This is a genomic window from uncultured Veillonella sp., assembly GCF_934230905.1.
Classification (GTDB): Bacteria; Bacillota; Negativicutes; order Veillonellales; family Veillonellaceae; genus Veillonella.
Map to the genome: position 1 here is coordinate 1 of NZ_CAKQFJ010000011.1, position 24,411 is coordinate 24,411.

General features: G+C 37.6%; 23 protein-coding genes. All 23 read left to right on the forward strand.

Annotated features, from left to right (window positions below):
* Nucleotides 1-161: 161 nt before the first annotated feature.
* Nucleotides 162-773, forward strand: a complete 612-nt coding sequence (locus tag Q0E20_RS04265; RefSeq protein ID WP_295996797.1) for a hypothetical protein — start codon at nt 162-164, stop codon at nt 771-773.
* Between the two features lie 2 nt (nt 774-775).
* Nucleotides 776-1,345: a nucleoside triphosphate pyrophosphatase gene (locus tag Q0E20_RS04270; protein ID WP_295996800.1), complete on the forward strand. Its 570-nt coding sequence runs from the start codon at nt 776-778 to the stop codon at nt 1,343-1,345.
* Nucleotides 1,346-1,456: 111 nt separating this feature from the next.
* Nucleotides 1,457-2,155, forward strand: coding sequence for a DNA repair protein RadC (gene radC / locus Q0E20_RS04275; RefSeq protein ID WP_295996802.1), 699 nt, complete (start codon nt 1,457-1,459; stop codon nt 2,153-2,155).
* 44 nt (nt 2,156-2,199) lie between these two features.
* On the forward strand, nt 2,200-3,237 hold the full coding sequence (locus Q0E20_RS04280) for a rod shape-determining protein (RefSeq protein ID WP_295996804.1): 1,038 nt from the start codon (nt 2,200-2,202) through the stop codon (nt 3,235-3,237).
* Nucleotides 3,234-4,151 (forward strand): rod shape-determining protein MreC, encoded by a 918-nt coding sequence (gene mreC / locus Q0E20_RS04285; RefSeq protein WP_295996805.1) that lies wholly within the window; start codon nt 3,234-3,236, stop codon nt 4,149-4,151. Before Q0E20_RS04280 ends, mreC begins: the two co-directional genes overlap by 4 nt.
* Nucleotides 4,148-4,639: a rod shape-determining protein MreD gene (mreD, locus tag Q0E20_RS04290; RefSeq protein WP_295996807.1), complete on the forward strand. Its 492-nt coding sequence runs from the start codon at nt 4,148-4,150 to the stop codon at nt 4,637-4,639. The genes mreC and mreD overlap by 4 nt, the downstream gene beginning before the upstream one ends.
* A 38-nt stretch (nt 4,640-4,677) precedes the next feature.
* A complete protein-coding gene (gene mrdA, locus Q0E20_RS04295; protein ID WP_295996809.1) occupies nt 4,678-6,558 on the forward strand; it encodes a penicillin-binding protein 2 in 1,881 nt (626 codons plus the stop codon).
* A gap of 10 nt (nt 6,559-6,568) precedes the next feature.
* The gene (locus Q0E20_RS04300) at nt 6,569-7,486 is read left to right on the forward strand and encodes a P-loop NTPase (RefSeq protein WP_295996810.1); all 918 of its coding nucleotides are present in this window, start codon (nt 6,569-6,571) and stop codon (nt 7,484-7,486) included.
* Between the two features lie 7 nt (nt 7,487-7,493).
* Nucleotides 7,494-8,597 carry a rod shape-determining protein RodA gene (rodA, locus tag Q0E20_RS04305; protein ID WP_295996812.1) on the forward strand — a complete coding sequence of 368 codons (1,104 nt, stop codon included), beginning with the start codon at nt 7,494-7,496 and terminating at the stop codon, nt 8,595-8,597.
* A gap of 46 nt (nt 8,598-8,643) precedes the next feature.
* The gene (locus tag Q0E20_RS04310) at nt 8,644-10,527 is read left to right on the forward strand and encodes a TIGR03960 family B12-binding radical SAM protein (RefSeq protein ID WP_295996814.1); all 1,884 of its coding nucleotides are present in this window, start codon (nt 8,644-8,646) and stop codon (nt 10,525-10,527) included.
* A complete protein-coding gene (locus Q0E20_RS04315) occupies nt 10,499-11,194 on the forward strand; it encodes a TIGR03936 family radical SAM-associated protein (protein WP_366509623.1) in 696 nt (231 codons plus the stop codon). The genes Q0E20_RS04310 and Q0E20_RS04315 overlap by 29 nt, the downstream gene beginning before the upstream one ends.
* 77 nt (nt 11,195-11,271) lie before the next feature.
* Nucleotides 11,272-12,699, forward strand: coding sequence for an Rne/Rng family ribonuclease (locus Q0E20_RS04320; RefSeq protein WP_295996817.1), 1,428 nt, complete (start codon nt 11,272-11,274; stop codon nt 12,697-12,699).
* A 33-nt stretch (nt 12,700-12,732) separates the two neighbouring features.
* Nucleotides 12,733-13,308 (forward strand): manganese efflux pump MntP family protein, encoded by a 576-nt coding sequence (locus Q0E20_RS04325; protein WP_295996820.1) that lies wholly within the window; start codon nt 12,733-12,735, stop codon nt 13,306-13,308.
* Between the two features lie 202 nt (nt 13,309-13,510).
* Nucleotides 13,511-13,822 (forward strand): 50S ribosomal protein L21, encoded by a 312-nt coding sequence (rplU, locus tag Q0E20_RS04330; RefSeq protein ID WP_005377353.1) that lies wholly within the window; start codon nt 13,511-13,513, stop codon nt 13,820-13,822.
* Between the two features lie 2 nt (nt 13,823-13,824).
* Nucleotides 13,825-14,139 carry a ribosomal-processing cysteine protease Prp gene (locus Q0E20_RS04335; protein WP_295996822.1) on the forward strand — a complete coding sequence of 105 codons (315 nt, stop codon included), beginning with the start codon at nt 13,825-13,827 and terminating at the stop codon, nt 14,137-14,139.
* 12 nt (nt 14,140-14,151) lie between these two features.
* Complete coding sequence (gene rpmA / locus Q0E20_RS04340; RefSeq protein WP_004696430.1) at nt 14,152-14,436, forward strand: 50S ribosomal protein L27; 285 nt, start codon at nt 14,152-14,154, stop codon at nt 14,434-14,436.
* A 196-nt stretch (nt 14,437-14,632) separates the two neighbouring features.
* The gene (gene hydG / locus Q0E20_RS04345; RefSeq protein ID WP_295996825.1) at nt 14,633-16,051 is read left to right on the forward strand and encodes a [FeFe] hydrogenase H-cluster radical SAM maturase HydG; all 1,419 of its coding nucleotides are present in this window, start codon (nt 14,633-14,635) and stop codon (nt 16,049-16,051) included.
* A 278-nt stretch (nt 16,052-16,329) separates the two neighbouring features.
* The gene (recJ, locus tag Q0E20_RS04350) at nt 16,330-18,324 is read left to right on the forward strand and encodes a single-stranded-DNA-specific exonuclease RecJ (RefSeq protein WP_295996934.1); all 1,995 of its coding nucleotides are present in this window, start codon (nt 16,330-16,332) and stop codon (nt 18,322-18,324) included.
* Nucleotides 18,321-20,561: a bifunctional (p)ppGpp synthetase/guanosine-3',5'-bis(diphosphate) 3'-pyrophosphohydrolase gene (locus tag Q0E20_RS04355; protein WP_295996827.1), complete on the forward strand. Its 2,241-nt coding sequence runs from the start codon at nt 18,321-18,323 to the stop codon at nt 20,559-20,561. The genes recJ and Q0E20_RS04355 overlap by 4 nt, the downstream gene beginning before the upstream one ends.
* On the forward strand, nt 20,561-21,196 hold the full coding sequence (locus tag Q0E20_RS04360; RefSeq protein WP_295996831.1) for an MBL fold metallo-hydrolase: 636 nt from the start codon (nt 20,561-20,563) through the stop codon (nt 21,194-21,196). The genes Q0E20_RS04355 and Q0E20_RS04360 overlap by 1 nt, the downstream gene beginning before the upstream one ends.
* Nucleotides 21,197-21,226: 30 nt before the next feature.
* The gene (locus Q0E20_RS04365; RefSeq protein ID WP_295996832.1) at nt 21,227-21,715 is read left to right on the forward strand and encodes a Fur family transcriptional regulator; all 489 of its coding nucleotides are present in this window, start codon (nt 21,227-21,229) and stop codon (nt 21,713-21,715) included.
* Nucleotides 21,708-23,135 carry a coproporphyrinogen dehydrogenase HemZ gene (gene hemZ / locus Q0E20_RS04370; protein WP_295996836.1) on the forward strand — a complete coding sequence of 476 codons (1,428 nt, stop codon included), beginning with the start codon at nt 21,708-21,710 and terminating at the stop codon, nt 23,133-23,135. Before Q0E20_RS04365 ends, hemZ begins: the two co-directional genes overlap by 8 nt.
* Entirely contained in the window at nt 23,135-24,406 is a 1,272-nt protein-coding gene (hisS, locus tag Q0E20_RS04375) for a histidine--tRNA ligase (protein ID WP_295996838.1), read from the forward strand. Before hemZ ends, hisS begins: the two co-directional genes overlap by 1 nt.
* Nucleotides 24,407-24,411 lie beyond the last annotated feature (5 nt).

Genomic DNA, 24,411 nt, shown 5'->3' on the forward strand with positions numbered 1-24,411 from the left:
TACTGCAGCATAAAAAATTCCGAGCAACCAGTTTAGGTTACTCGGAAATAAAAGTCTAACTTTTTGGGGTCACTACAGTATAAGTGGGGTTTTTGTAGTTTTTCGGAGATGAATCCTATATAATAAATAGTATGCAAAGTCGTTTTTGAAAGGGGTTACGTATGAATATTTTATATAGTGAACAGTCTCAACGTACTCGTAGTGCAGAGTTATTAGTGCTGGTATTTGTTATTTTGCTGATTAGTGCGATGGGCTTTACTACTTATAGAAGCATAGCCGTGAGTCATGTATTACTTTCAGAATATTTTATTGAAATTGTAGCACTAATTGTCATTGTTAAGCAGGCTGTTAGTAGTTATACCTATATATTGACGGACTCAGAATTTATTATTCGGGAACAATCCTTTTTTAGAAAGCGTATATTTTCTGTAAAATATGATGATATTGATGGTGTTTATGCATTTAATCGTGATTTTTTGACAAATTTACGATATCGATATAAGTATAGAAAATGTTCTACTTCTGATGATAGACCTATTTGGTTTATGGTATATTCCATTACTAAAGGTAAAAAAGTGCAATATGGTCGTGTTATGTTAAAAGCAGACAATGAGTTTTATGAACAATTAGCACAATTTGTGCCTAATCGTATTCGTGTACCAGAAGCAGATGTTATTTTTTATGCTACTGTACGTGCTGATGCGGTAAAACAAGGTATTGATGTTAAAGACTATTATGTGAGCTTAATGAATAAAGTAGAAGAACAGGAATAAAAATGAGTGGATTATATTTAGCTAGTCAGTCACCAAGACGTACAGAATTATTGCACCAAGTAGGTATAGATCATATTGTTGTTACGAGTTCATATGTAGAAAAGAATGTGGTGACTAAAGATCCTATTGAAATGGTAAGAGCTCAAGCCTTAGGTAAAGCTCGTTGTGCGGATAATGTGCCAAATGATGCCATTGTATTAGGAGCTGATACAATTGTTGTATTTGATGGACAGGTATTAGGCAAACCGCATAGTAAGGATGAGGCACGTGTAATGCTTCGTACATTATCTGGCCAGGTACACTCTGTTATTACTGGTGTGGCAATGCTCATTAAAGGCCACGAAATCGTATTTCATAATGAAACAAAGGTGTATTTTAAAACGTTACAGGATTTTGAAATCGAATCATATATCGACTCTTTAGAACCTATGGATAAAGCTGGTGCTTATGGTATTCAAGGAAAAGGGGCTCTATGGGTCGATAAAATTGAAGGTTCTTATTCGAATGTAGTGGGCCTTCCCGTAGAACAGGTATATGAAGAACTATGTAAAGCATTAGGTGTAAAAGAGTAAGTATTACAAAGTGATTTAGTATTTTGATAAAATACAACAATATATTTGAATTTGAATGTAGAAGTATATGAGGCTGATTATGTTTATGTACTATAAAAATGGAGAAACTCTATGCAAGTCAAAACTATCAGCGTAAAAGATATGTTGCCATTTCAACGGCCTCGAGAAAAATTTGTTGCTTTAGGACCTAAACAAATGGCGATGGAAGAATTATTGGCTATATTATTGCGAACCGGGTTAAAAGGACAATCATCAATCGATTTAGCTCATACGATTATTAATTCTTTTACAGATGGTATCTGTGGATTAAATCATATAACGGTAGATGACCTAGTAAAAATTAAAGGTGTTGGCATTGATAAAGCTGTCACTATTTGTGCGGCTATTGAATTAGGTAGACGGTTAGGAGAGTTAAAAATAACCTCTACCTATGAAGATTTTTCACAGCCTTATGTTATTGCTCAATATGTAATGGAACGTTTACGGCATGAAACCGAAGAACATGTATTGGCGGCTATGTTGACATCTCGTAATAAATTGATTCATATAGAAACCATTTCTAATGGGGGACTCACATCAAGTCTCGTAGAGCAGCGTGTGGTATTTAGAAAGGCGATTGCTTGTAATGCGGCAGCTATAATTTTAATTCATAATCATCCCTCTGGAGATAGTCGACCAAGTGATGATGATATACGAGTTACCAAGTTGTTTGTGAGTGCTGGACAATTTATGGGCATTCCTGTTTTAGACCATATCGTTATTGGTGATGGAGAATTTACAAGTTTAAGTGAAATTGGTAAATTAAGCTAGTTATGGTAAAATGGAATGATGATGTAATGAAGGAGATTAGCATTATGAATTCCATTTTACCGTCTTTCGGAAAAGATGTGAGTATCGATATAGGTACGTCTATGACACGTGTCATGGGAGGCACGCGAGAGACTATGATGAGTGAGCCATCTATTGTGGCTACTGATACAAAATTAGAAAAAATTGTTGCTGTAGGTGATGAAGCGGATCGTATAGTTCGACGTATGCCTGACATGTGGATACCTTTGACACCATTACAAGATGGTTTTATCGTAGATTATCGTGTGATGCATACTATGTTGAAATATTTTTTACATAAAGTGTCTAACACACTACGTAGATCTCGAGTGCTAGTGGGGGTTCCTTGTGGTATGACTGATGTAGAACAAAGGGCCATGATGGATGCTGTTATCCAAGCTGGTGCACGTGAGGTATTCCTTATTGAGCGCCCTGTTGCAGCTGCTATTGGTGCAGGTCTACCAATCTTTGATGCTTGTGGATCTATGGTTATTGATATTGGTGAAGGCACTACTGATATGGGGATTATCTCATTAGGTGGCACTGTTATTAGTAAAACGATACGCTTTGGTGGTGCTGATTTAGATCAGGCCATTATGCAATATATTAATCAGTGTTTTGGTTTAATGGTATCAGAACAAACAGTGACAGATATTAAACATGCTGTAGGGTCGGCTGTTATACCAGCAGAAGATTGCGAGTTCTCTTTTTCTGGTCGTGATATGACGAGTGGTATTGTAAGGCGTTCAGTTCTACATCAATCTGAAATCTATCAAGTAATTAATAAACGACTTGAAGATTTTTTAGATGCTATTCAACAAATGATTCGTGTTACAGCTCCTGAATTAGTGGCTGATATCATGCAACATGGCATTGTTTTGACTGGTGGTATGGCACGGTTACAAGGATTAGCAGAGCGAATTAGTACTGAAATTAGGGTGCCTGTTCAAGTAGCGTCTGAACCAGAATTAAAGGTTGTACAAGGACTACATCGTAGTTCTGGACAAATTGTAGAACTAGCTCGCTTTATTATTAATTCAAAGGATAGGAAGGGACGTGTATGATACAATCAGATCGAAAATTATTAATCTTTGTTGTTCTTGGCTGTATTATCATGGCACTTCTTGGTTTTGCGTGGAAACAGCGAACTAGTATTCCTTTTGTCACTGTACCACTAGAAAAAATTACAACTCCATTCACATATGGTTCGGCACGTTTACTGTCAACGATTCAAACAGGTATACGTATTATTGATAATGCTATATTGGGTATGATTGAAAGTGAGAATAAGGATAATACTATTGCTGACCTACAACAAAAGGTGTTGAATCATGATGAAGTTGTAGCTGAAAACATTCGACTACGTCAAATGCTTAACTATAAATCAACGCATACAGAATTTACAATGACTTTGGCTGGTATTATTACTAAAGATTTTGGGACATGGACAAATACGTTTACTATTGATCGTGGTGAGAATGATGGCATAAAACCTAATATGGCGGTGGTAGTACCGAGTGGTGTCGTTGGGTTTGTTACTGATGTATACCCTAATTCGGCTCGTGTACAAACTATTTTGGATCCTCGTAGTGCTATTGGTGTTATTGTACAGCGTCCTGAATCACGTTTAGCAGGTGTAGTAAAAGGTGATGGTAATCATCCTAATGAACCTATGATGGTCAACATTGCCCGTGATGGGGATATACTTGTTGGAGATAAATTGATTACATCTGGATATGGTGGTATTTATCCAAAAGGTTTGTTGGTAGGCAATGTGTTAACGCTAACAAATGATACTGAAGGCTTCGTTAAAAATGCGGCTATCCAACCAAGTGTTGATTTTAATCGTTTGGAGGAAGTATTTATCATTACATCCTCTACGGTACAATCACCTGATAAGGCAAAATTAGAACCTAAACTAGTTCCTCAAACACAACGTGATCAAGTTCAAGGGGCTAAAGGAGCTATAAATCAATGAGATATATTGCAGTAGTTTTAGCATGTTGTGCATTGTATTTTATACAAGCTCAAGTATTACCGGCTATATTTCATACAAATTGGCTGCCTAATTGTATACTGACCGCGGTTGTTTTAATTACGATTTTTAAAGGTCGGAAAATGGGGCTGGTTGCCGCCTCCGTAGGGGGTTCTATTCATGATATATTAATATCCAACTTTTTTGGATTACATCTATTTCCATATATTATCGTAGTATACCTTCTATCTCTTCTAAAAAGCAGTATTTACGAAGAACGTTGGTATTGGTCTTGTGCAATTATTGGCGTTTGTACAATTGTAGATGGCATTGTACGATGTCTTATGATTAGTGCCAGTGGCGGTGATATCTATTTCATTTCTTATATGGGGCATATGGTTATGCCAACTGTATTTTGGAATGCTATATTAGGTGGTATAGGCCATAAATTGATGGGCCTTATGGAAGAAAAAGAGGATTATATTTGGTAGTATTGCTGATTTAGTAAAGCATATAAGGGGAATCATAGGTGCTTGAAAGTTTATATAAAAGAAAAAAAACGAGCCGCTTTGATGTGCTTTTCTATATTGTAATGGGTATCTTCGTTATCCTAGGACTCCGTTTATTTGCTATGCAAATATTAGAGGGTGGTTATTACCAAGCTAAAGCAGAGGGAAATCGCCTGCGTATTGTACCAATGACGGCGGCTCGCGGAGTTATGTATGATAGAAATGGTCAGATTCTAGTTGGTTCCAGACCTGCATATACTATTTCTATTATGCCTAATGGAAAACCATTAGATGATGATGAATTAGCTAAGCTAGCTACATTGTTACATAAAAAGCCAGAAGATATTCAAAAGAAAGTAAATGATCATAAGCATGGGTATGAACCGATACGTATTGCTAATGATATTCCTATGGACGTAGTTACTAGTATAGAAGAGCATCGCCATGAATTGCCAGGTGTATCTATTGATGTAGAGCCTTTGCGCTATTATCCGTATGAAACTATGGCAGCTCAATTATTTGGGTATGTTGGTGAAGTGAGTGAAGATGAACTTGCTGAGATTAAGGAACAGGATCCGAATACAACAGTTGGTGCTGGCTCTATTTTAGGGCGTGCCGGTTTAGAAAAACTGTATGACTCAGTTTTACGCGGCGTTGATGGTGGTAAGCAACTTGAAGTTGATGCATCAGGGCGACCAGTAGCTGAAGTTGATCGTAAGCATACAGTGCCAGGGTCAAATATTCATCTTACGATTGATGTAAATATTCAAAAAGCGGCAGAAGAGGCTGTAAAAAAAGAATTGGATCAGTTACGTGGTCAAGGTGCAACTGGTGCAGCTGTTGTTGCGTTAGATCCTAATACAGGTGCTGTTCTTGCTATGGTGAGTGCTCCTGAGTTTAATCCTAATTGGTTTGCAAAAGGAATTACTTCAGCGCAATGGACTCAATTAAATAATGATAAGAGTCATCCCTTTGAAAATAAGGTGATTGCCGGTGAATATCCACCAGGGTCACCGTTCAAGATTGTAACCGGTACAGCTGCATTAGATTTAAAAAAAGTATCACCAGATGAAATGATTTTTGATAGTGGGAAACATTGGCTCATTGATAAGAGAAATGCAGAAGGTGAAGCATTAGGCTGGTTGAATTTTAATCGCGCCTTAGCTAAGTCTGATAATGTGTATTTCTATGAGATGGGGAATCGTTTAGGCATTGAAAATATCGATACCTATGCTCGTTACTTTGGCTTAGGTGAAAAAACAGGCATTAACCTTGTTGGTGAAGCTGCTGGTAACGTAGCAAGTCCAGAGTACAAGCGAAAAGTTTTTGATCAAGATTGGTATTTAGGAGAGACTTTTGATGCCGCTATTGGTCAGTCTTTTCATTTGGTAACGCCATTACAAATGGCAGTACTTCTTAGTCAGGTAGCTAATGGTGGTATTAGATATCAGCCATATGTGGTGAGTCGCGTCGATAATCCTGATGGGACACCGGCCGAAATTTTTGGACCTAAGAATTTAGGAGTGCTTCCTGTACCTAAAAATATTATGGATCTTATTCGAGAAGGCCTTCGTGATGTAACAAATGAAGGTGGTACTGCCGGTGAGTTATTTAAAGGGTTTCCTGTAGCTGTAGCAGGTAAAACAGGAACAGCTGAAAATGCTCATGGTAGAGATCATGGGTGGTTTGTTGCGTATGCACCATATGATAAGCCTCAGATTGTAGTAGTCGCTCTTGTTGAACAAGGTGGTTTTGGTGCTGGATCAGCAGGTCCTATTGTACGAGATATTTTGAGTGCATATTTTAAAGTTCCTAATGCTAGTCAAAAAGAGTCTGCTGCAAAGATATCTAATACTAATAAGAAGGAATCACAAGATATTAAGCCAAGTAAAAAGGAATAGGAAGGATATAATGGGGGATATAATCGGTCTTATCTCAGGTAAAGGTGGCGTAGGTAAAACAACTATAACAGCTTGTGTAGGGGCTGTTCTTAGCGAACAAGGTTATCGTGTTCTGCTTTGCGATGGTGATTTTGGCTTGCGTGATCTAGATATTATACTGGGAAAAGAAGATGAAGTTTGTTTTGATGCCTATAATGCATTAGAAGATAAGTCCATGGCTGATGATGTAGTCATGAAAATTCAAAAAAATTTATATTTTTTGCCAGCCAGTCAAAGTGTTCGCTGGGAAGATATGGGGCGTAAAAAATATAGAAAATTTGTTAATCGTTTAGCTGATTCCCATGATTATGTACTTGTTGATTGTCCAGCAGGTATTGGTCGTGGCCTTGAATCAATTATGGAATTAGCACATCGCTTTTTGATTGTGACGCAACCATTATGGGTTTCTTTACGAAACGCAGCACGAACTATTCAATTTTGTCGCGAATATGGTCATCGTGATTATGCAGTCATATTTAATGCGGTTCATACTGATCGTGAGATGCCTAATATGTATGACATGCTAGATGCGTTAGGAGCTGAATACGTAGGCTCTATCTTGCCTTATGATATACAAATTTTAGATGAAACACAGGCGGGGCAGCTTATCCAAGATATACCAAAAGAATATCGACATATGTTGTCTCCTGTAGTAGATTATATTATTTCGGGTGAAGCCTGGGATGAACAAGAAATTATTGATCGTTTTCAAGATATGACAGTAGTTAAGCCGACGAAAATTACTGGAATGGGTACATTGGCACAATCTGTAGACGTAACTGATGCTGAGGATGATAATAGACAGGTGATATATACAAGCTCTTGGTCTACTAAACATCGACTTATTTCTGGTAAAGAAAGTATGTGGCGTCGTGTTCGTTTGAAGTAGGTGCAATATGTTACATAGAATTTGGCGTGACTGTGATTGGGTAATCATTATATGCACAGTGTTACTTGTTGCTATGGGCGTAGTTGCTATCGGTAGTGCTACCCATATAAATCAAACAGGACTTCACTTTTCAACATTGGTAGCAAAGCAACTGATTTTTTTTGTTATTAATGTAGCACTTGTAATTGGCATTCAATTTATGGACTATCATAAATTAAGAGACTGGTCTAATGGTATATATATTCTGACAATTATTTTGCTATTAGCGGTAGTGTTTGTGGGGACTTCGGCTCTAGGTGCACAGCGTTGGATTCAAGTAGGTCCAATTACGATTCAGCCATCAGAATTTTCAAAGTTATTGATGATTATTTGTATGGCTAAAATGCTAGAGTCACGATATAACAAGTTGGATACATTTAAGTCTCTTCTTATACCTGTACTCTATGTAGGGGTACCAATTTTACTAGTTTTCATGCAACCAGATTTGGGTACATCTCTAGTTTATATAGCTATTTTTATAGGGATGCTTTTTGTTTCTGGAATCCGATTGCGATTGGTTCGTATTATTGCTACGGTGGGGGTTTTGTTACTGCCGTTAGCTTGGTTTGTTTTGAAAGATTATCAAAAGCAACGTATTCTTGTATTTATGAATCCTGATATTGATCCATTTGGATCTGGTTATCATATTATTCAATCAAAAATTGCTATTGGTTCCGGAACTATATTCGGTAAAGGTCTATTTAATGGAACACAAAGTCAATTAAACTTTTTACCAGAAAATCACACAGATTTTATTTTTTCTGTTATTGGTGAAGAGTTAGGTTTTATAGGATGCATCTTTGTGTTAATTCTATTATTTATGCTCATTTATCGTAGTATAAAAGTAGCATACACTTGTAATGATCGATTTGGTATGTTATTGGCTACAGGTATTGGCTCTATGTTATGTTTTGAAGTATTGATTAATGCTGGTATGACTATGGGAATTATGCCTGTTACAGGGATACCATTACCATTTATCAGTTATGGTGTTAGTGCATTGACAACTAATATGATAAGCATAGGTATTTTATTGAATATATCAATGCAGCGTACAAAATATATTTTTTAGTTAGGAATTGTTTTGAAAGAAGTCTTTCATAAAAGACGGAGGATGTATGGTTCAATTAGATACGTCATGGTTACAACATGTCCAAAAGCCAGCCCGTTATACAGGTGGTGAATATAACAGTATAGTGAAAAATCATGATACTGTTGATGTAACTATGGCGCTAGGATTTCCTGATGTATATGAAGTGGCTATGAGTCACCTAGGCATCAAAATTTTATATGGTTTAGTTAATCGTCGTGATGATGCAGTAGCAGAACGCGTATTTGCTCCATGGCACGATATGGAAGAGGAAATGCGCAAACGAAATATACCGTTGTTCTCCTTAGAAACACGTACGCCTGTAAAGGAGTTTGATGTACTTGCTTTTACACTACAATATGAGATGAGTTTTACCAATATTCTTAATATGTTGGATTTAGCGGGCATTCCTATGTATGCTAAAGATCGTGATATGGATTTTCCATTGCTTGTATGTGGTGGTCCTTGTGCCTATAATGTGGAGCCTATTGCAGATTTTTTTGATGTTGTTTCTCTTGGTGAATCTGAAGAGTGGGGCGATGAATTTATTGATCTTCTCAAAGCAGAAAAAGCAAAGGGATTCCCTGGTGGTAAGGAAGCATTTTTGCGAAAAGCATCTCAAATTCCTGGTACCTATTGTCCTGCGTTATATGATGTAGAATATACAGAACATGGAGATTTTAAATCCATTAATCCCCGATTTGAAGATGTACCTGCTACAATTCAAAAACGTATTATAGAAGATGTTGAAAACGTATTTTTCCCGACAAAACCGGTGGTACCATTTTTAGATATCGTTCATGACCGTGCTGTTCTTGAATTATTCCGTGGCTGTACACGGGGGTGTCGTTTCTGTCAGGCTGGTATGCTATATCGTCCTGTTCGTGAACGAACACCAGAACGATTGTTAGAAATAGCAAAAGAAACGATTGCTAATACTGGTTATAATGAAATTTCTTTAATGAGTTTAAGTTCTGCTGATTACTCTAAATTGCCAGAATTAGTAGATATGCTTATGGAAGAGTTTAAAGATAAACAGGTAAGTGTTAGTTTACCATCATTACGTATTGATAGTTTTTCTATTGATATTGCTAAGAAAGTACAACAAGTACGTAAGAGTGGGCTTACCTTTGCTCCAGAAGCAGGTTCTCAGCGGATGCGTGATGTTATTAATAAAGGTGTTAGCGAAGAAGATTTGCTAGCAGCATGTACGAATGCCTTTAAATCAGGATGGAATACGGTGAAGCTTTACTTTATGATGGGCTTACCAACTGAAACTGATGAGGACTTGGCAGGTATTGCTAACCTTGCGTATAAGGTACTCGATTTGCACCGTGATATTACAGGTAAGCGCAATGGTAGCGTAACTGTTAGTGTGTCGTTCTTCGTACCAAAAACACATTCTCCATATCAGTGGTATGGTCAACAGGATGTAGAAGAAATTCATCGTAAGCAGAAATATTTAAAATCACTTATTAATAACCGAAATATCTCCTATCATTATCATGATGGATATACTGGTTATATGGAGGCTGTATTTGCCCGTGGAGACCGTAGATTATCTAAGGTATTAGTAGAAGCGTGGAATCTAGGTTGTAAGTTTGACGGTTGGACTGAGTTCTTTAGTTATGAAACTTGGTTAAAAGCTTTTGAAAACTGTGGCGTTGACCCTGCGTATTATGCACGTCGCACTCGTGATTTTGATGAACCATTACCTTGGGATCATTTGGATTGTACTGTGAGCAAGGCGTTTTTAAAACGCGAATGGGAACAAGCTGTTGCTGAAAAGATAACACCAGATTGCCGTCGTGGACCATGTAAGGGCTGTAATGTATGCCCTGAATTGGATACGGCTATTGTAGATTATAAGGAGGGTGGCAGAGTTGAAAAAATTACGTTTGGCCTTACATAAAGGCGAAGAGTTACGATTCTTGTCGCATCTCGATTTTGCGCAAGCCGTAGAGCGAATGATTCGCCGTGCAAACATTAAAATGGCCTATTCTGAGGGCTTTAATCCGCATATGAAAATTAGTTTTTCTTCTGCATTGGCATTAGGTGTAACGGCAGAAGCAGAATATATTGATATGGATGTGTTGGAAGATGATAGCTTAGAGTCTATCATGGCGCGATTAAATGCAGTGGCTCCTCGTGGACTTGAGGTCCTAGATGGTAAGATTATGCCTGATAAGGTTAAAAAAATGATGGCTATTTGCAATTATGCAATTTACGAAGTAACTGGACCTGTCACAGAACAGGATGTGGATTGGGGAGCTTTACTCAAGCCTTTCAATGAAGCTGGTGAAATTTCTTATGAAAAGGTTACCCCTAAAAAGACTCGTATTATCGATGTGAAGGAATTTGTAAAAGAACCGATTATAGCATCTGTAAAAGATGGTATAGTTACCCTTACTATGGGAATTGGTATTTATCCACAAGGTACTATAAAACCAAGTGAAGTATGGGATCTTGGTAAAAATCAATATAATTGGCCTATTACTTCTAGTTATGAAATTCATCGTAAAGCAATTATGGTAGAAAACGAAGATGGTCGTTTTACTCCACTAGATATTAATTATTAGTGTTAATTTTTTAGATTAGAGCTAAGCGTTTTATTACAATATTTTGAATCTGAACTATATAGGAAGGGAGGGAAAAGATGCATAAAATTTTAGTTAATGTTATGCGTGAGGAAATTCGCATGGCCGTCATTGATGAGAATGAACAGCTAATTGATTTTGTTTTGGAACGTACCGATGAGTTTCATATGGCAAACCACATATACAAGGGTACTGTTAAAAATGTATTGAATGGAATGCAAGCTGCTTTCGTAGATATTGGAGGCTCGCAAAATGCCTATTTAAACCTCCAACAAGGTAAGGAACAGAAAATATTACCGCGCTTATCTGTGGGACAACAAATCCTCGTTCAAGTGGTGAAAGAAGAAATGCTTGGTAAGGGGGCACGCGTTACAGCCGATGTAAGCTTAGCGGGACGATTTATGGTGTTACTACCATACTCTGAAGGTATGCATATTTCTAAAAAGATTACCGATGAATTTGTACGTGCTAAATTGCAAGAGTTGGCAGCTCCTTATGTGAAAGAAGGTTGTGGATTTATTATCCGCACTGCGGCTGCTAAGGCTAGTGCAGAAGAAATTGCTCGCGATATGGATTACTTGTGGCGTACTTGGCAACATGTATTAAAACGTTTTAAAGTTGCTAAAAGTGGGACAGACCTATACAGTGATGCGGATTTTTGGTTTCGCCTTGTGCGCGATTATGCACATCGTAATGTAGAGGAAATTATCGTCGATTCCGACATGGGGGAATCCCGACTATTAGATCTTTTAGGTCATGGGCCTACATCGCAACAAATCAAAGTAACACGCCATCGAGATAGTATGCCTATTTTTAAAGCGAATCACATTGAACCTCAATTAGAGGATCTTATCTCTCGTGATATTAATCTTCCTTCTGGTGGTTCTATTCGTATCGATCATACGGAGGCCCTTACTGTATTTGATGTGAACTCGGCTCACTATACTGGCAAATCTAACAAACTAGAAGATCTAGCTTTCACAGTTAATAAAGAGGCGGCCAAAGAAATCTGTCGCCAACTACGCTTGCGCGATATAGGAGGTATTATTGTTGTTGATTTTATCGATATGAAAGATAAAGAGCATCAACAAGAGCTCCTCAAATTGTTGAGTGCACAGGCTAAACTAGATAAGATGAAAACCGTTGTCTGTGGTATTAGTTCGCTTGGATTAGTAGAAATGACTCGAAAACGGGCACGCCAAGGTTTACAAACATTGATGTTTGATACTTGCCCTCAATGTGGGGGCACAGGCTATATGCTGTCTGGTAGAACTGTGTATATGCAGATTGTACGTCGTATTCGTGAGTTATTTAAGTCTGGACGTATTAAGTCTAATCTAGAAATCGAAGTTCATCCTGAAGTGGCTCAGTATTTGACGAAATCTGTTCTTGAAGATTTAGGAAACTCTATTGGTCGTAGCATTTCCATCGTTGTCAATCCACAAATTAGTAGAGAAGGGTATTCCTTGATGGCTGTAGCTGAATAAGTAAGTAGTTTAGTTTGTTGATAGGTGAGTATCGTGTCTGTTATTGAAATTATATTAATCAGTATTGGTCTAGCCATGGATGCATTTGGTGTATCTATCGGTAAAGGTTTGACTATGCCTGTCGGAGAGAATGGTCGGAAAGTGACCTTAGCGTTTCTGTTTGGTCTCTTTCAGTTCCTTATGCCTATAATTGGATGGCTTATAGGTCGTCAATTTATCGATATTATCTCTGAGTGGGATCATTGGATTATCTTTGGTCTGCTTGGCTATCTTGGTATTGCTATGATACGAGAAGGACTTAGCGATGAAACTGATGAAGACGATGATAAGCAATTTCTCGGTGCTTGGGAAATGATGATGTTATCCGTTGCAACAAGCTTAGATGCGATGGCCGTAGGTTTGACCTTTGCTTTTTTACCAATCGATGTATGGGAAGCATCGATAATGATTGGTGTTATTACCTTTGGTATATCTTTAATTGGGGTATATTTAGGTAAATTCATGGGGCAATTCGTTGGAAAATATGCAGACATACTGGGTGGGGGCGTCCTAATTCTTATCGGGACGAAGATACTCTTGCAACACCTTGGGATTATCGGAGAATTTTAAAGGTTGTATATATGAAAATATCAGAAACTGAGCGTATGTTAAGGGATTTGTATTTGACATGGATGTGTAAATACGATATACTATATCAGTATTAGTTCGGTTTACTGAACTTTGCAATCCGCGTGAAGCAGGTTTAAACGCCCGACCGATGTTCGGGTCGGGATACCGAATTCAGCGAGTTCGATAACAAGGAGGTGTTCTCATGTACGCAATTATTAAAACTGGTGGTAAACAATATCGCGTTGCTGAAGGCGATGTAATTACTATCGAAAAATTGGAAGCAGCTGCTAACGATTCCGTAACATTCGAAGAAGTTTTGACTGTAGTGAATGACGGCGACGTTAAAGTTGGCGCTCCTCTTGTAAACGGTGCAAAAGTTACAGGTACAGTTCTTGAACATGGTAAAGGTAAAAAAGTTTTAGTATTCAAATACAAAGCTAAATCCAACTACCGTCGTCGTCAAGGCCATCGTCAACCGTTCACAAAAGTTCGTATTGAATCTATCCAAGCTTAATTATGGTTTCCATTGGAATCCAACGGAACGAGGATGACCAAATTGTTGGTTGTCACATGTCCGGTCATGCAGGATATGATGAACATGGCTATGATATAGTGTGTGCTGCAGTTTCTGTACTGTCTGCCACAACCATGTTGGGACTTACTAAAATTGCTCGCCAACAAGGTGAGTTTTCTAATAGTGAAGGCCAATGTGATATGGTCCTCTCTGGTGAGATAACCCAGAGTGGTCAGGATATATTAAATACTATGCTTCTCGGACTAGAAGAAATTAGTAAACAATATCCAGAGTTTGTCCAAATACACAAAATATAGGAGGTGAACTACATGTTTACTTTTGATTTGCAATTGTTCGCACATAAAAAAGGTGTGTCCAGTACTCGTAACGGTCGTGATAGTGAATCTAAACGTCTTGGTGTTAAATGCCATGATGGTTCCATCGTAAAGAGCGGTAACATCATCGTTCGTCAACGTGGTACTCACTTCCATCCTGGTACTAACGTAGGTATCGGTAAAGATGACACTTTATTTGCTCTTGTGCCTGGTAAAGTAGCATTTGAACGTGCTGGTCGTTATAACCGTAAAGTTAGCGTATACCCTGTAGAAGCTTAATTTTACTGATTATTAATCCCTAGTGGTTTATCCACTAGGGATTTTTTTGTATATATATTTTAAATTCCTATGCTTTTTAGTAGGAATAGTGGTATACTTAGTACAGTATCAGTGAAAGAACACTAAAATGGTGATGATATACTTTCACAGACCTAAATGGTGGACGTGATCACCGGAAAGATTTGAGGTAAGTACTATGTATGATGTAAAATCTCCTAAGGCGGAGGAGTTTATTTCTCATCAAGAGATTCTAGATACTCTTGCCTATGCAGAGGAAAATAAAGAAAATCGTGAGTTGTTAGACCAAATTTTAGCTAAGGCGGCTACATTTAAGGGGTTGAATCACCGAGAAGCGGCTGTGCTCTTGGAATGCCCATTACCTGAATATAAAGAAAAGCTGTTTGCGCTGGCGAAAGAAATTAAAAAAGCTATTTATGGTGATCGCATTGTGTTATTTGCGCCACTTTATCTATCTAATTATTGTATTAATGGCTGCGTATATTGCCCATATCATTCTAAAAATCGTGACATAAAACGAAAAAAATTGACCCAAGAACAAATTAAAGATGAAGTTATTGCCTTGGAAGCAATGGGGCATAAACGTATTGTGATTGAATCAGGTGAAGATCCTCTCAACAATCCACTTGAGTATATCTTGGAATCTATTAAGACCATTTATAGCATTAAAAATAAAAACGGCGAGATTCGTCGTGTTAATGTAAACATTGCTGCATGTTCTGTTGAAGATTATAAAAAATTACATGATGTTGGTATTGGGACTTATACATTATTCCAAGAAACGTATAATAAAGAAAACTATGAGGCTTTGCATCCAACAGGGCCTAAAAGTGATTATGCATATCATACTGAAGCGATGGACCGTGCTATGGAAGGCGGTATCGATGATGTAGGTATTGGCGTGTTATATGGATTGGAACACTACAAATATGATTTTGTAGGTCTGTTGATGCATGCTGAGCATTTGGAAGCTGTTCATGGGGTTGGCCCTCATACGATTTCTGTACCACGTATTTGTCCAGCTGATGATATTGATGTAGATGATTTTAGCAATGCTGTGCCAGATGATATTTTCGAAAAAATTGTAGCCCTTATTCGTGTATCCACGCCGTATACGGGGATGATTATGTCTACAAGGGAAACACAATCTATGCGTGAACGTGGATTGGCATTAGGGATTTCTCAAATTAGCGGTGGTTCTCGAACTAGCGTAGGTGGTTATAAAGAAGAAGAAAAACCGGAAGATAATTCTGCACAGTTTGATCGTAGTGATACCCGCACATTGGATGAAATTGTAGATTGGCTCTTGGGGCTTGGCTATGTACCTAGTTTCTGTACTGCATGCTATCGTGCTGGACGTACTGGTGACCGATTTATGGCTCTTGCTAAATCGGGGCAAATTCATAATTGTTGTCAACCAAATGCTTTAATGACGTTAAATGAATATATTATGGATTATGGCGATGAAAAAACAAAAAAACATGGCGCCAAGGTTATTGAAAATCAATTGGAAAATATTAAAAACGATTTAGTGAAAGATAAGGCCAAGGCCTATATTGCCCAAATGAAAGATGGAAAACGAGATTTTCGTTTCTAATAGATTGTTTTACTGTTTTATGCATAAAAATAATATATATTAATGTACATAAGCACTGTTTATTATGAAAATGATAATAAACAGTGCTGTTTTTTTGAGAAAAGAAATTAGATTTTATACTTTAAATAATCATAAAATCCTTTATTTATAAGGATGATTGTAGTACAATTAAAGAAGATGATAATGATAATGAATTTATAAATAATGTTAATATTGATTATAAATTGTTATCTATTCAATAAATATTGATATATTTATATATTACCGGGGTTTGGATGATGAAGAAGAAACGTTGGCATATTATGCCAAGGGATATAGAAAAAGAGAATACATTAATCCGTGAACTCGGTGTGAACCCGATTGTAGCAAGATTGATGGTCAATCGGAATATTAATATAGATGAAGGTCATCAATTTTTGGAGGGATCTCTTAAAGATTTATTGGACCCTTTCACATTGAAAGACATGGAAACTGCGGTGTCCCTTATTCTTGAAACTATAGAGGCTGGAAAATCTATAGTTGTTTATGGTGATTATGATGTGGATGGCATTACAGCTACATCACTGTTATATCGCTTTTTAGTAAAAATGGGAGCGAATGTAAGCTATTATATACCAGAACGACAGAGTGAAGGGTACGGGCTTAATTTAGAGGCATTAGAACATATTATTTCAGATAAAGCATCCCTCGTTATAACGGTGGATTGTGGTATTAGTTCTTATGATGTTGTGCAAGCCGTTGGGGATCGTATAGATATTATTATTACGGATCACCATACTGCACCAGCTCAAATTCCTCCAGCACGTGCTGTTATCAATCATAAACAGGTGGATTGTCCTTATGCTGATAAAAACTTATCTGGTGTGGGCGTCGCATTTAAACTCTGTCAAGCTTTGTGGTTGCGCCAGTGTGGAGAATGGTATCTTGAAGATTTAGATATTGTTGCATTAGGAACTGTAGCTGACGTTGTTCCGTTGGTGGGAGAAAATCGTATCATTGTACAGGCTGGCCTTAAGAAGATGAACGAGTTACCTAATTTAGGTATTGATAAGCTTGTAGACGTGGCTGGGTTGCATGATAAAACTATTACAGCGGGACACATTGGCTTTACCTTAGCGCCGCGTTTGAATGCTGCCGGTCGTGTGACTCATGCAACGCGTGCGGTAGAGTTGTTAGTGACAGAGGATGTTGATTTAGCAGAAGCGATTGCTCTAGAACTGCAAGAAACGAATATGGAACGCCAAGAAATTGAACGCTCTATTCATGAAGAAGCTCGGACTCATGTTGTTGAGCAAGGACATTTGGCAGATTATGTTACCGTAGTATCCGGTGAGGATTGGCACCCAGGTGTAATCGGAATTGTTGCATCACGATTGGTAGAGGAATTTTACAAGCCTACATTTGTTATTAGCATTGATAATGGTGTAGGAAAAGGGTCTTGCCGTAGTATCGATGGTTTTAATATTTATAATGCATTGAAATCCTGTGAAGATTTATTAATTCAATTTGGTGGACATGCTGCAGCAGCAGGATTTAGTATCGATGCTAGTCGGATTCCTGAATTGCGGCAACGTTTAACTGAGTATTGTAAAATTCATGTAACTCCAGATGAGTATACACCTGTTGTATCAATTGATGCTACATTACCTGTAGATGATATTGATATAGATATTGTAGAGCGTGTGTCTGCATTGGAACCTTATGGAATGGGGAATAGTACACCTGTATTTGGCGTATTGGATGCCAAAGTACAAGACATTATGCTTATGGGGCAACTTAAAAATCACTGCAAGGTGATTCTGTCTACTGCCAATGGTAGTATTGATGCTATCGCATGGAATCGACCTGATTTATTTAGACAAATTTTTCAGGGAATGAATGTAAAAGTTGCTTTTACTCTTCAAAAAAATGAATGGCAAGGTTTTATATCACCACAACTGATGATTCAAGATATAGAACCTAATATAGAGGAGCCTATTCAATTACATGCTGAAGGGTTGCGTGAAATATATACAATTGTTCGTCAAGCATTAAGAGGCGAAACGGGATCTTTATATCATGTGGAACAAGAAATTTTACGACGTAAACCTAATAATCAAAATAGTTCATCTGCATTGATGGCTCTTGATGTATTTAAAGAATTAGGTATTATTAGTGAAGAAACAAATGATAATGGACAAGCGATGATTCGTTGGAATGTCATCAATGGAAAACTTGATTTAACAACGTCTGTTACATTTATTACATATAGTCAGCAGGAGGTGATAGAATGATGACCATAAATGAAGAGGGTAAAGCCTTAGTTGAGCAAAAAAGTTTTAACAAAGAAGAGGCTTTAAAAGAGTTTATGGATTATGTGCATTCATATCTAGGGGATGATGAATGTGAGCAAATTATGAAGGCTTTCACCCTTGCAGATAAAGCCCACGAAGGTCAATTTAGAGCGTCTGGTGAACCGTATATCATGCATCCTCTTGCGGTAGCAGAAATTTTAGCACATTTGCAGATTGACCATATTACATTGATTGCAGCTTTACTCCATGATGTTGTAGAGGACACAGAATACACGAAGGAAGACATTGAAAAACTATTTGGTTCTGAAGTGGCATTTCTCGTAGATGGGGTAACGAAATTAAATCAATTTCAATATGAAACTAAAGAAGATCGTCAAATGGAAAATTATCGTAAGATGATTTTAGCTATGGCAAAAGATGTACGAGTTGTAGTTATTAAACTTGGTGACCGCTTGCATAATATGCGTACGTTAAAACATATGCGTAGCGATAAGCAAAAACGCATTGCCAAGGAAACCTTAGAGATTTTTGCTCCCTTAGCTCATCGTCTTGGGATTTTTAATGTGAAATGGGAACTTGAAGATTTGTCTTTTCGGTACTTAGAACCGGATAAATACTATGATCTCGTTGATCAGATGAAACAAAAGCGGCAATCTCGTGAAGATATTGTAAACGATACGATGGCTCAGCTTACGAAGGCATTGGGTGAAGCTAATATTAAGGCTGATATAAAGGGGCGGCCAAAGCATTTTTATAGTATTTATAAAAAGATGAAAAAGGATAACCGTGACTTGTCCCAAATTTATGATTTATTGGCTGTACGTGTTATCGTTGATACCATTCCAGATTGTTATGCGGTTTTAGGGATTGCACATAGCATATGGAAACCATTACCATATCGATTTAAAGATTATATTTCTATGCCGAAGTCAAATATGTATCAATCTTTGCATACTACGGTTATTGGTACTATGGGCCAACCTGTAGAAATTCAGATTCGTACATGGGAAATGCATCGTGTTTCTGAATATGGTGTGGCGGCGCATTGGCGTTACAAAGAAGGAAATAAGGGTGCCGATAAAGAATTTGACCAAAAGGTCGCTTGGCTTCGTCAAGTTTTAGAGTGGCAAGATACATCAAATCCTAAGGAACTTGTAAATGCATTAAAGTTAGATGTATTCTCGGGCGAAGTATTTGTTTTTACACCTAAAGGTGATGTGGTTAAATTACCAATTGGTTCGGTACCACTTGATTTTGCTTATCGAGTTCATACCGATGTGGGTCACCACTGTGTAGGAGCAAAGGTTAATGGTAAAATCGTACCTCTTGATTATACGCTGCAGAACGGTGATATCGTTGATATTATTACTTCTAAAACTGGTAAACCAAGCCTTGATTGGCTCAATATTGTAGGATCTTCTGAAAGTAAGAATAAAATTCGCAATTGGTTTAAACGGGAAAATAAAGAAGAAAATATTGAAAAAGGCCTTGAAGCTCTTGAACGTGAGGCTAAACGTCTTAATTATAGTTGGAAAGAACTTTGTGGGGAAAATCGCATCCAACAAGTAGTAAAACAATTGAAATCTGGTACAGAAGATGAGATGTATGCTGCTTGTGGCTATGGAGGTATTCCTGTGAGCACTGTTCTGTTGCGCTTAGTTGAATTATTTAAAAAGTCGAAAGAACATGAAGATTCACGAAAAACAACAGAACAAATTATTGAAAAATTAAAGGTGCAAGGAGCTAAAAAAGCTAAAAATGGAACGGGGATTCTTGTAAAAGGTGAACCTGGTGTTATGGTCCGTATGGCTAAATGTTGTAATCCTGTACCAGGCGATGACATTATTGGTTATATTACAAGAGGGCGCGGTGTTTCAGTACATCGATCTGATTGTACTAGCTTGGGACATACGCCAGAAGATTTAGAGCGTATGATTGAGGTCTCTTGGGATGAATCATCTAGTGAATCTTTCCATGTAGGCATTGATATTCAAGCCTATGATAGACCCGGTATACTTATGGAGGTTATGGCTGTACTATCAGAGTTGAAGATTACCATTACCAATATGAATGCTAAAGTTCTTGAAAATACTAAGAATGTGATTATCAATATTGTGGTTGAAATTAGAGATATATCTCAGCTTGATTTTGTTATGACTAAATTACGTCGTATTCGTGAGGTTTACACGGTGCAACGTAGTAAAGGCGGTGCTTAATGGATACATCTAATTTAGTTCTTATGCGTATGCCTTTGGGTCCGCTTGGAACAAACTGTTATGTAATTGGTGATAAGGAAGAAGGGGAAGCGCTCATTATCGATCCCGCTACTGTAGAGGTGTTAGAGGCTTTAAAAAAACATGATTTAAAACCTAAAGCGGTTCTTTTAACACATGGCCACGGAGATCACATCGGTGGCGTACAAGAGATTGTAGATGCTTATGATGTGCCAATCTACATACATCATAATGATGTGAAATATCTAAGTGATCCTGAATTGAATTTGAGCAAATATAGTAGTCCTACACCAATTACTGTAAAGGGACGCATTGTAGAGGTTCATGAAGGGGATCATATTACATGTGGTGCAGTAGATTTGACAGTATATGAAACACCAGGACACACACCAGGTGGCGTATGCTATTATATGTCAGGGCTCGTATTCGTAGGGGATACTTTGTTTAATCAATCGGTTGGACGTACTGATTTTGTAGAAGGTGATTACGATACTCTTATCGATGCGATTAAAACAAAGTTATATACTTTGCCAAACGAAACGATGGTATATCCTGGACATGGCCCGGAAACTCAAATCGGTTATGAAAAACAATATAACCCATTTGTGGGTGCTTAATTAATTTATTTAGTAAAGGGGATAGTAGTTATGAATACAACATTGGAAAAATTAAAAGAACGTATTAAAGATAAAAAATATAAATTAACAACACAACGACAAACGATTTTACAAGCTTTCATCGATGCTGAAGAAAATCATTTGAGTGCAGAAGATGTATATGTATTAGTAAAAGAAGTAGCACCAGATATCGGTCTAGCAACTATTTACCGTACATTAGATCTTTTTACAGAGCTAGATTTGTTAAAACGTCTTGATTTTGGTGATGGTCGTAATCGTTATGAATTAAATGATGAAGAGTTTGCTCATTTCCATCATCATCTAATTTGTGTTAAATGTGGTAAGGTTTCTGAGTTTGAAGATGATATGCTAGAAACATTGGAATCTATCATTGCAAAAAAATTAAATTTCCGTACTATTGATCATCAATTAAAAGTATATGGTTATTGTAGTGATTGCCAATCTCATATGACACCGGCAGAACTTGAAAAGCTAGATAAAATGTCACATCATGCTTAATGGTTATCATTACAAAGGGCCACTACCACTTGGATCGGTAGTGGCCCATAACTGTGGTGCCGCAGGGCTATTTTCTAGCGATGAAGTGGCAGATGTAATTCTCAGGGCTGTTGAGTATGATGATATGTATATTTTAACCGTATCTATTCGCGGCGTTGAACGTATCTTAACCGGTCCTGTGTCTTCTAAGGGGCGACGCCTAATAGGGCAGTCATTACTTGTCTTATTGCGTACAGAACAAGGCTTGCCTGCTTATAATGAATGGGGCACGATGGTGGGGGTGCGTCCTACCAAATTACTTCATAAATATATAGACCAATATGGTTCAATAGAGGATGCAACTCGTCACATAAGGGACGAGTTTTCTGTGTCTTTGGAAAAATTAGATATCCTAAGCCGGATTGGACAATATCAACGTCCTTATTTAGAGTCTCACTCTGAGAAGACTGTAGGTCTCTATTGTGGTATTCCATTTTGCGAAACCCGTTGCGTTTATTGTTCATTTCCTTATGGTTTATATCAAGATTACCATAGACAATCTGAGTTTATATCTGCATTATTACGAGATATAACTGATGTACGTGAGCTTTGTGAAAGTTACAATTTGCGTACAAATACGCTTTATATGGGTGGCGGTACGCCAACTATATTGAATAATGAAGATTTTCATCGAGTTCTAACTGGATTATCTACATTGATACCGGAAGGATGTGAATTTACGGTTGAAGCGGGCCGACCAGATTCTATAACGGACCTAAAAATACGGTCTATGCAAGAGCATCATGTTAATCGAATTAGTATTAATCCGCAGACGATGGATGATATTATATTGCGACGGATTGGACGGGGACATAGCGCACAAGATATCGATGATATGTATCAATATGTTAAAAAACATACAGACTTTGCTGTGAATATGGATTTTATAGCAGGCCTACCAGGGCAAAATATAAAACATATGATGCATAACATGGATTATATTTGTCAGAATTTGCCAGAAAATGTTACAATTCATACGTTAGCTATCAAACGTGGTAGTCCGCTATATGATTTGAATATGCAACATGATGTACCGGATGAGTCCGTGGTAAAACACATGGTGCAGTATGCTAAGGAACGATTAGAACAGGCTGGTTATGTACCGTATTATTTATATCGTCAACAATATATGAAAGGTCAACTTGAAAATATTGGTTATACATTGCCAGGTAAAGCGTGTGAATATAATATTCAAATCATGGAAGAGCGGCAAACAATTATGTCTATGGGACCAGGTGGATCATCTAAGTGGATGCGAGCCCCTTCGTTTAGACAGAAAAAACAACACATGCCAAAGGATGTAGACGTATATACAGATACATTGGGCGCCTTATTAGATAAACGGCATGCATTATGTAAGTCATTTTGGGAGGTTGTGTAATGGCTATTAAAAGACCTAGAGGCACACAAGATTTCTTGCCAGAACAAATTATAAATTGGCATTATATAGAACAGCATATGCGCAAAATTTGTAAAGCGTATGGCTTTAGCGAAATTCGCACACCAGCCTTTGAAGATACAAAATTATTTTTACGTGGCATCGGAGAAACTACGGATGTAGTATCTAAGGAAATGTACACATTCTCCACTGGTGATGACAAGGAACAAAGTTATACACTACGTCCAGAAAATACAGCATCTGCAGTACGTGCGTATCTTGAAAATAAGGTGTACGGTAAAGAAAATTTAACAAAATGGTTCTATATGGGGTCCATGTTCCGTCACGATAAACCACAAGCTGGTCGCTATCGTGAATTCCATCAATTTGGTGCAGAGGTATTAGGTTCCTCATCTCCTGTAGTGGATAGTGAAATTATTTGCATGATCGTTCAATTGTTAAAGGATTTTGGACTTAAGGATCTTAATGTAGAGGTAAATTCTGTAGGCTGTCCAAACTGTCGACCTACGTATCGTCAAAAGTTGATTGAGTTTTTTGAACCTAAGAAAGATCAGCTTTGTGAAGACTGTCAGGAACGGTTATACAAAAATCCATTACGTTTATTGGATTGTAAAAATGAAACGTGTAAAGCTTTATCTGTAGGTGCTCCAGAAATTCATGAACATTTATGTGAAGAATGTAACACTCATTTTGAAGAACTTAAGACGTTACTTGATGCGGCAAATATTCAATATAATCTAAATCCTCGATTAGTTCGTGGGCTCGATTATTACACCAAAACGGCTTTTGAAGTGCAATATACTCCATTAGGTGCACAAAGCGCTGTAGCCGGTGGTGGCCGTTATGATGGCCTTGTAGAAGAACTTGATGGCCCTCATACACCAGCAATAGGCTTTGCAATGGGCATGGAACGATTGTTATTGGCCTTAGAAAAACAAAATTTATTGCCTGAAGCTACCATCGAACCAGCTGTGTTTGTTGTAGCCCTTGGTGAGGCAGCAAAATTAGAAGCTTTCAAAATGTGTCAAACATTACGCAGTGCTTATATCACTGCAGAAATGGATGGTCAAGGTAAAAGTATGAAGGCTCAATTAAAATATGCTAACAAAATTCATGCAAAATATGTTATCATAATGGGTGATGATGAATTGGCTAAGCAAGAAGCCATTATTCGTTTTATGGAAACAAGTGAACAAGAAACGGTACCGTTAGCGTCTGTTTCTGAACGTATATCTTCTTTGGTGAAAGGATGACAAGT

Excerpts from the sequence above, each read along its gene's own strand:
- Q0E20_RS04300 (WP_295996810.1), top strand. The coding sequence starts at position 6,569 with ATGGGGGATATAATCGGTCTTATCTCAGGTAAAGGTGGCGTAGGTAAA.
- radC (WP_295996802.1), top strand. The coding sequence starts at position 1,457 with ATGCAAGTCAAAACTATCAGCGTAAAAGATATGTTGCCATTTCAACGG.
- Q0E20_RS04280 (WP_295996804.1), top strand. The coding sequence starts at position 2,200 with ATGAATTCCATTTTACCGTCTTTCGGAAAAGATGTGAGTATCGATATA.
- rpmA (WP_004696430.1), top strand. The coding sequence starts at position 14,152 with ATGTTTACTTTTGATTTGCAATTGTTCGCACATAAAAAAGGTGTGTCC.
- Q0E20_RS04310 (WP_295996814.1), top strand. The coding sequence starts at position 8,644 with ATGGTTCAATTAGATACGTCATGGTTACAACATGTCCAAAAGCCAGCC.
- Q0E20_RS04360 (WP_295996831.1), top strand. The coding sequence starts at position 20,561 with ATGGATACATCTAATTTAGTTCTTATGCGTATGCCTTTGGGTCCGCTT.
- hydG (WP_295996825.1), top strand. The coding sequence starts at position 14,633 with ATGTATGATGTAAAATCTCCTAAGGCGGAGGAGTTTATTTCTCATCAA.
- mreC (WP_295996805.1), top strand. The coding sequence starts at position 3,234 with ATGATACAATCAGATCGAAAATTATTAATCTTTGTTGTTCTTGGCTGT.
- Q0E20_RS04335 (WP_295996822.1), top strand. The coding sequence starts at position 13,825 with ATGGTTTCCATTGGAATCCAACGGAACGAGGATGACCAAATTGTTGGT.
- rodA (WP_295996812.1), top strand. The coding sequence starts at position 7,494 with ATGTTACATAGAATTTGGCGTGACTGTGATTGGGTAATCATTATATGC.
- Q0E20_RS04355 (WP_295996827.1), top strand. The coding sequence starts at position 18,321 with ATGATGACCATAAATGAAGAGGGTAAAGCCTTAGTTGAGCAAAAAAGT.
- Q0E20_RS04265 (WP_295996797.1), top strand. The coding sequence starts at position 162 with ATGAATATTTTATATAGTGAACAGTCTCAACGTACTCGTAGTGCAGAG.
- recJ (WP_295996934.1), top strand. The coding sequence starts at position 16,330 with ATGAAGAAGAAACGTTGGCATATTATGCCAAGGGATATAGAAAAAGAG.
- Q0E20_RS04320 (WP_295996817.1), top strand. The coding sequence starts at position 11,272 with ATGCATAAAATTTTAGTTAATGTTATGCGTGAGGAAATTCGCATGGCC.
- Q0E20_RS04270 (WP_295996800.1), top strand. The coding sequence starts at position 776 with ATGAGTGGATTATATTTAGCTAGTCAGTCACCAAGACGTACAGAATTA.
- Q0E20_RS04365 (WP_295996832.1), top strand. The coding sequence starts at position 21,227 with ATGAATACAACATTGGAAAAATTAAAAGAACGTATTAAAGATAAAAAA.
- hisS (WP_295996838.1), top strand. The coding sequence starts at position 23,135 with ATGGCTATTAAAAGACCTAGAGGCACACAAGATTTCTTGCCAGAACAA.
- rplU (WP_005377353.1), top strand. The coding sequence starts at position 13,511 with ATGTACGCAATTATTAAAACTGGTGGTAAACAATATCGCGTTGCTGAA.
- hemZ (WP_295996836.1), top strand. The coding sequence starts at position 21,708 with ATGCTTAATGGTTATCATTACAAAGGGCCACTACCACTTGGATCGGTA.
- mreD (WP_295996807.1), top strand. The coding sequence starts at position 4,148 with ATGAGATATATTGCAGTAGTTTTAGCATGTTGTGCATTGTATTTTATA.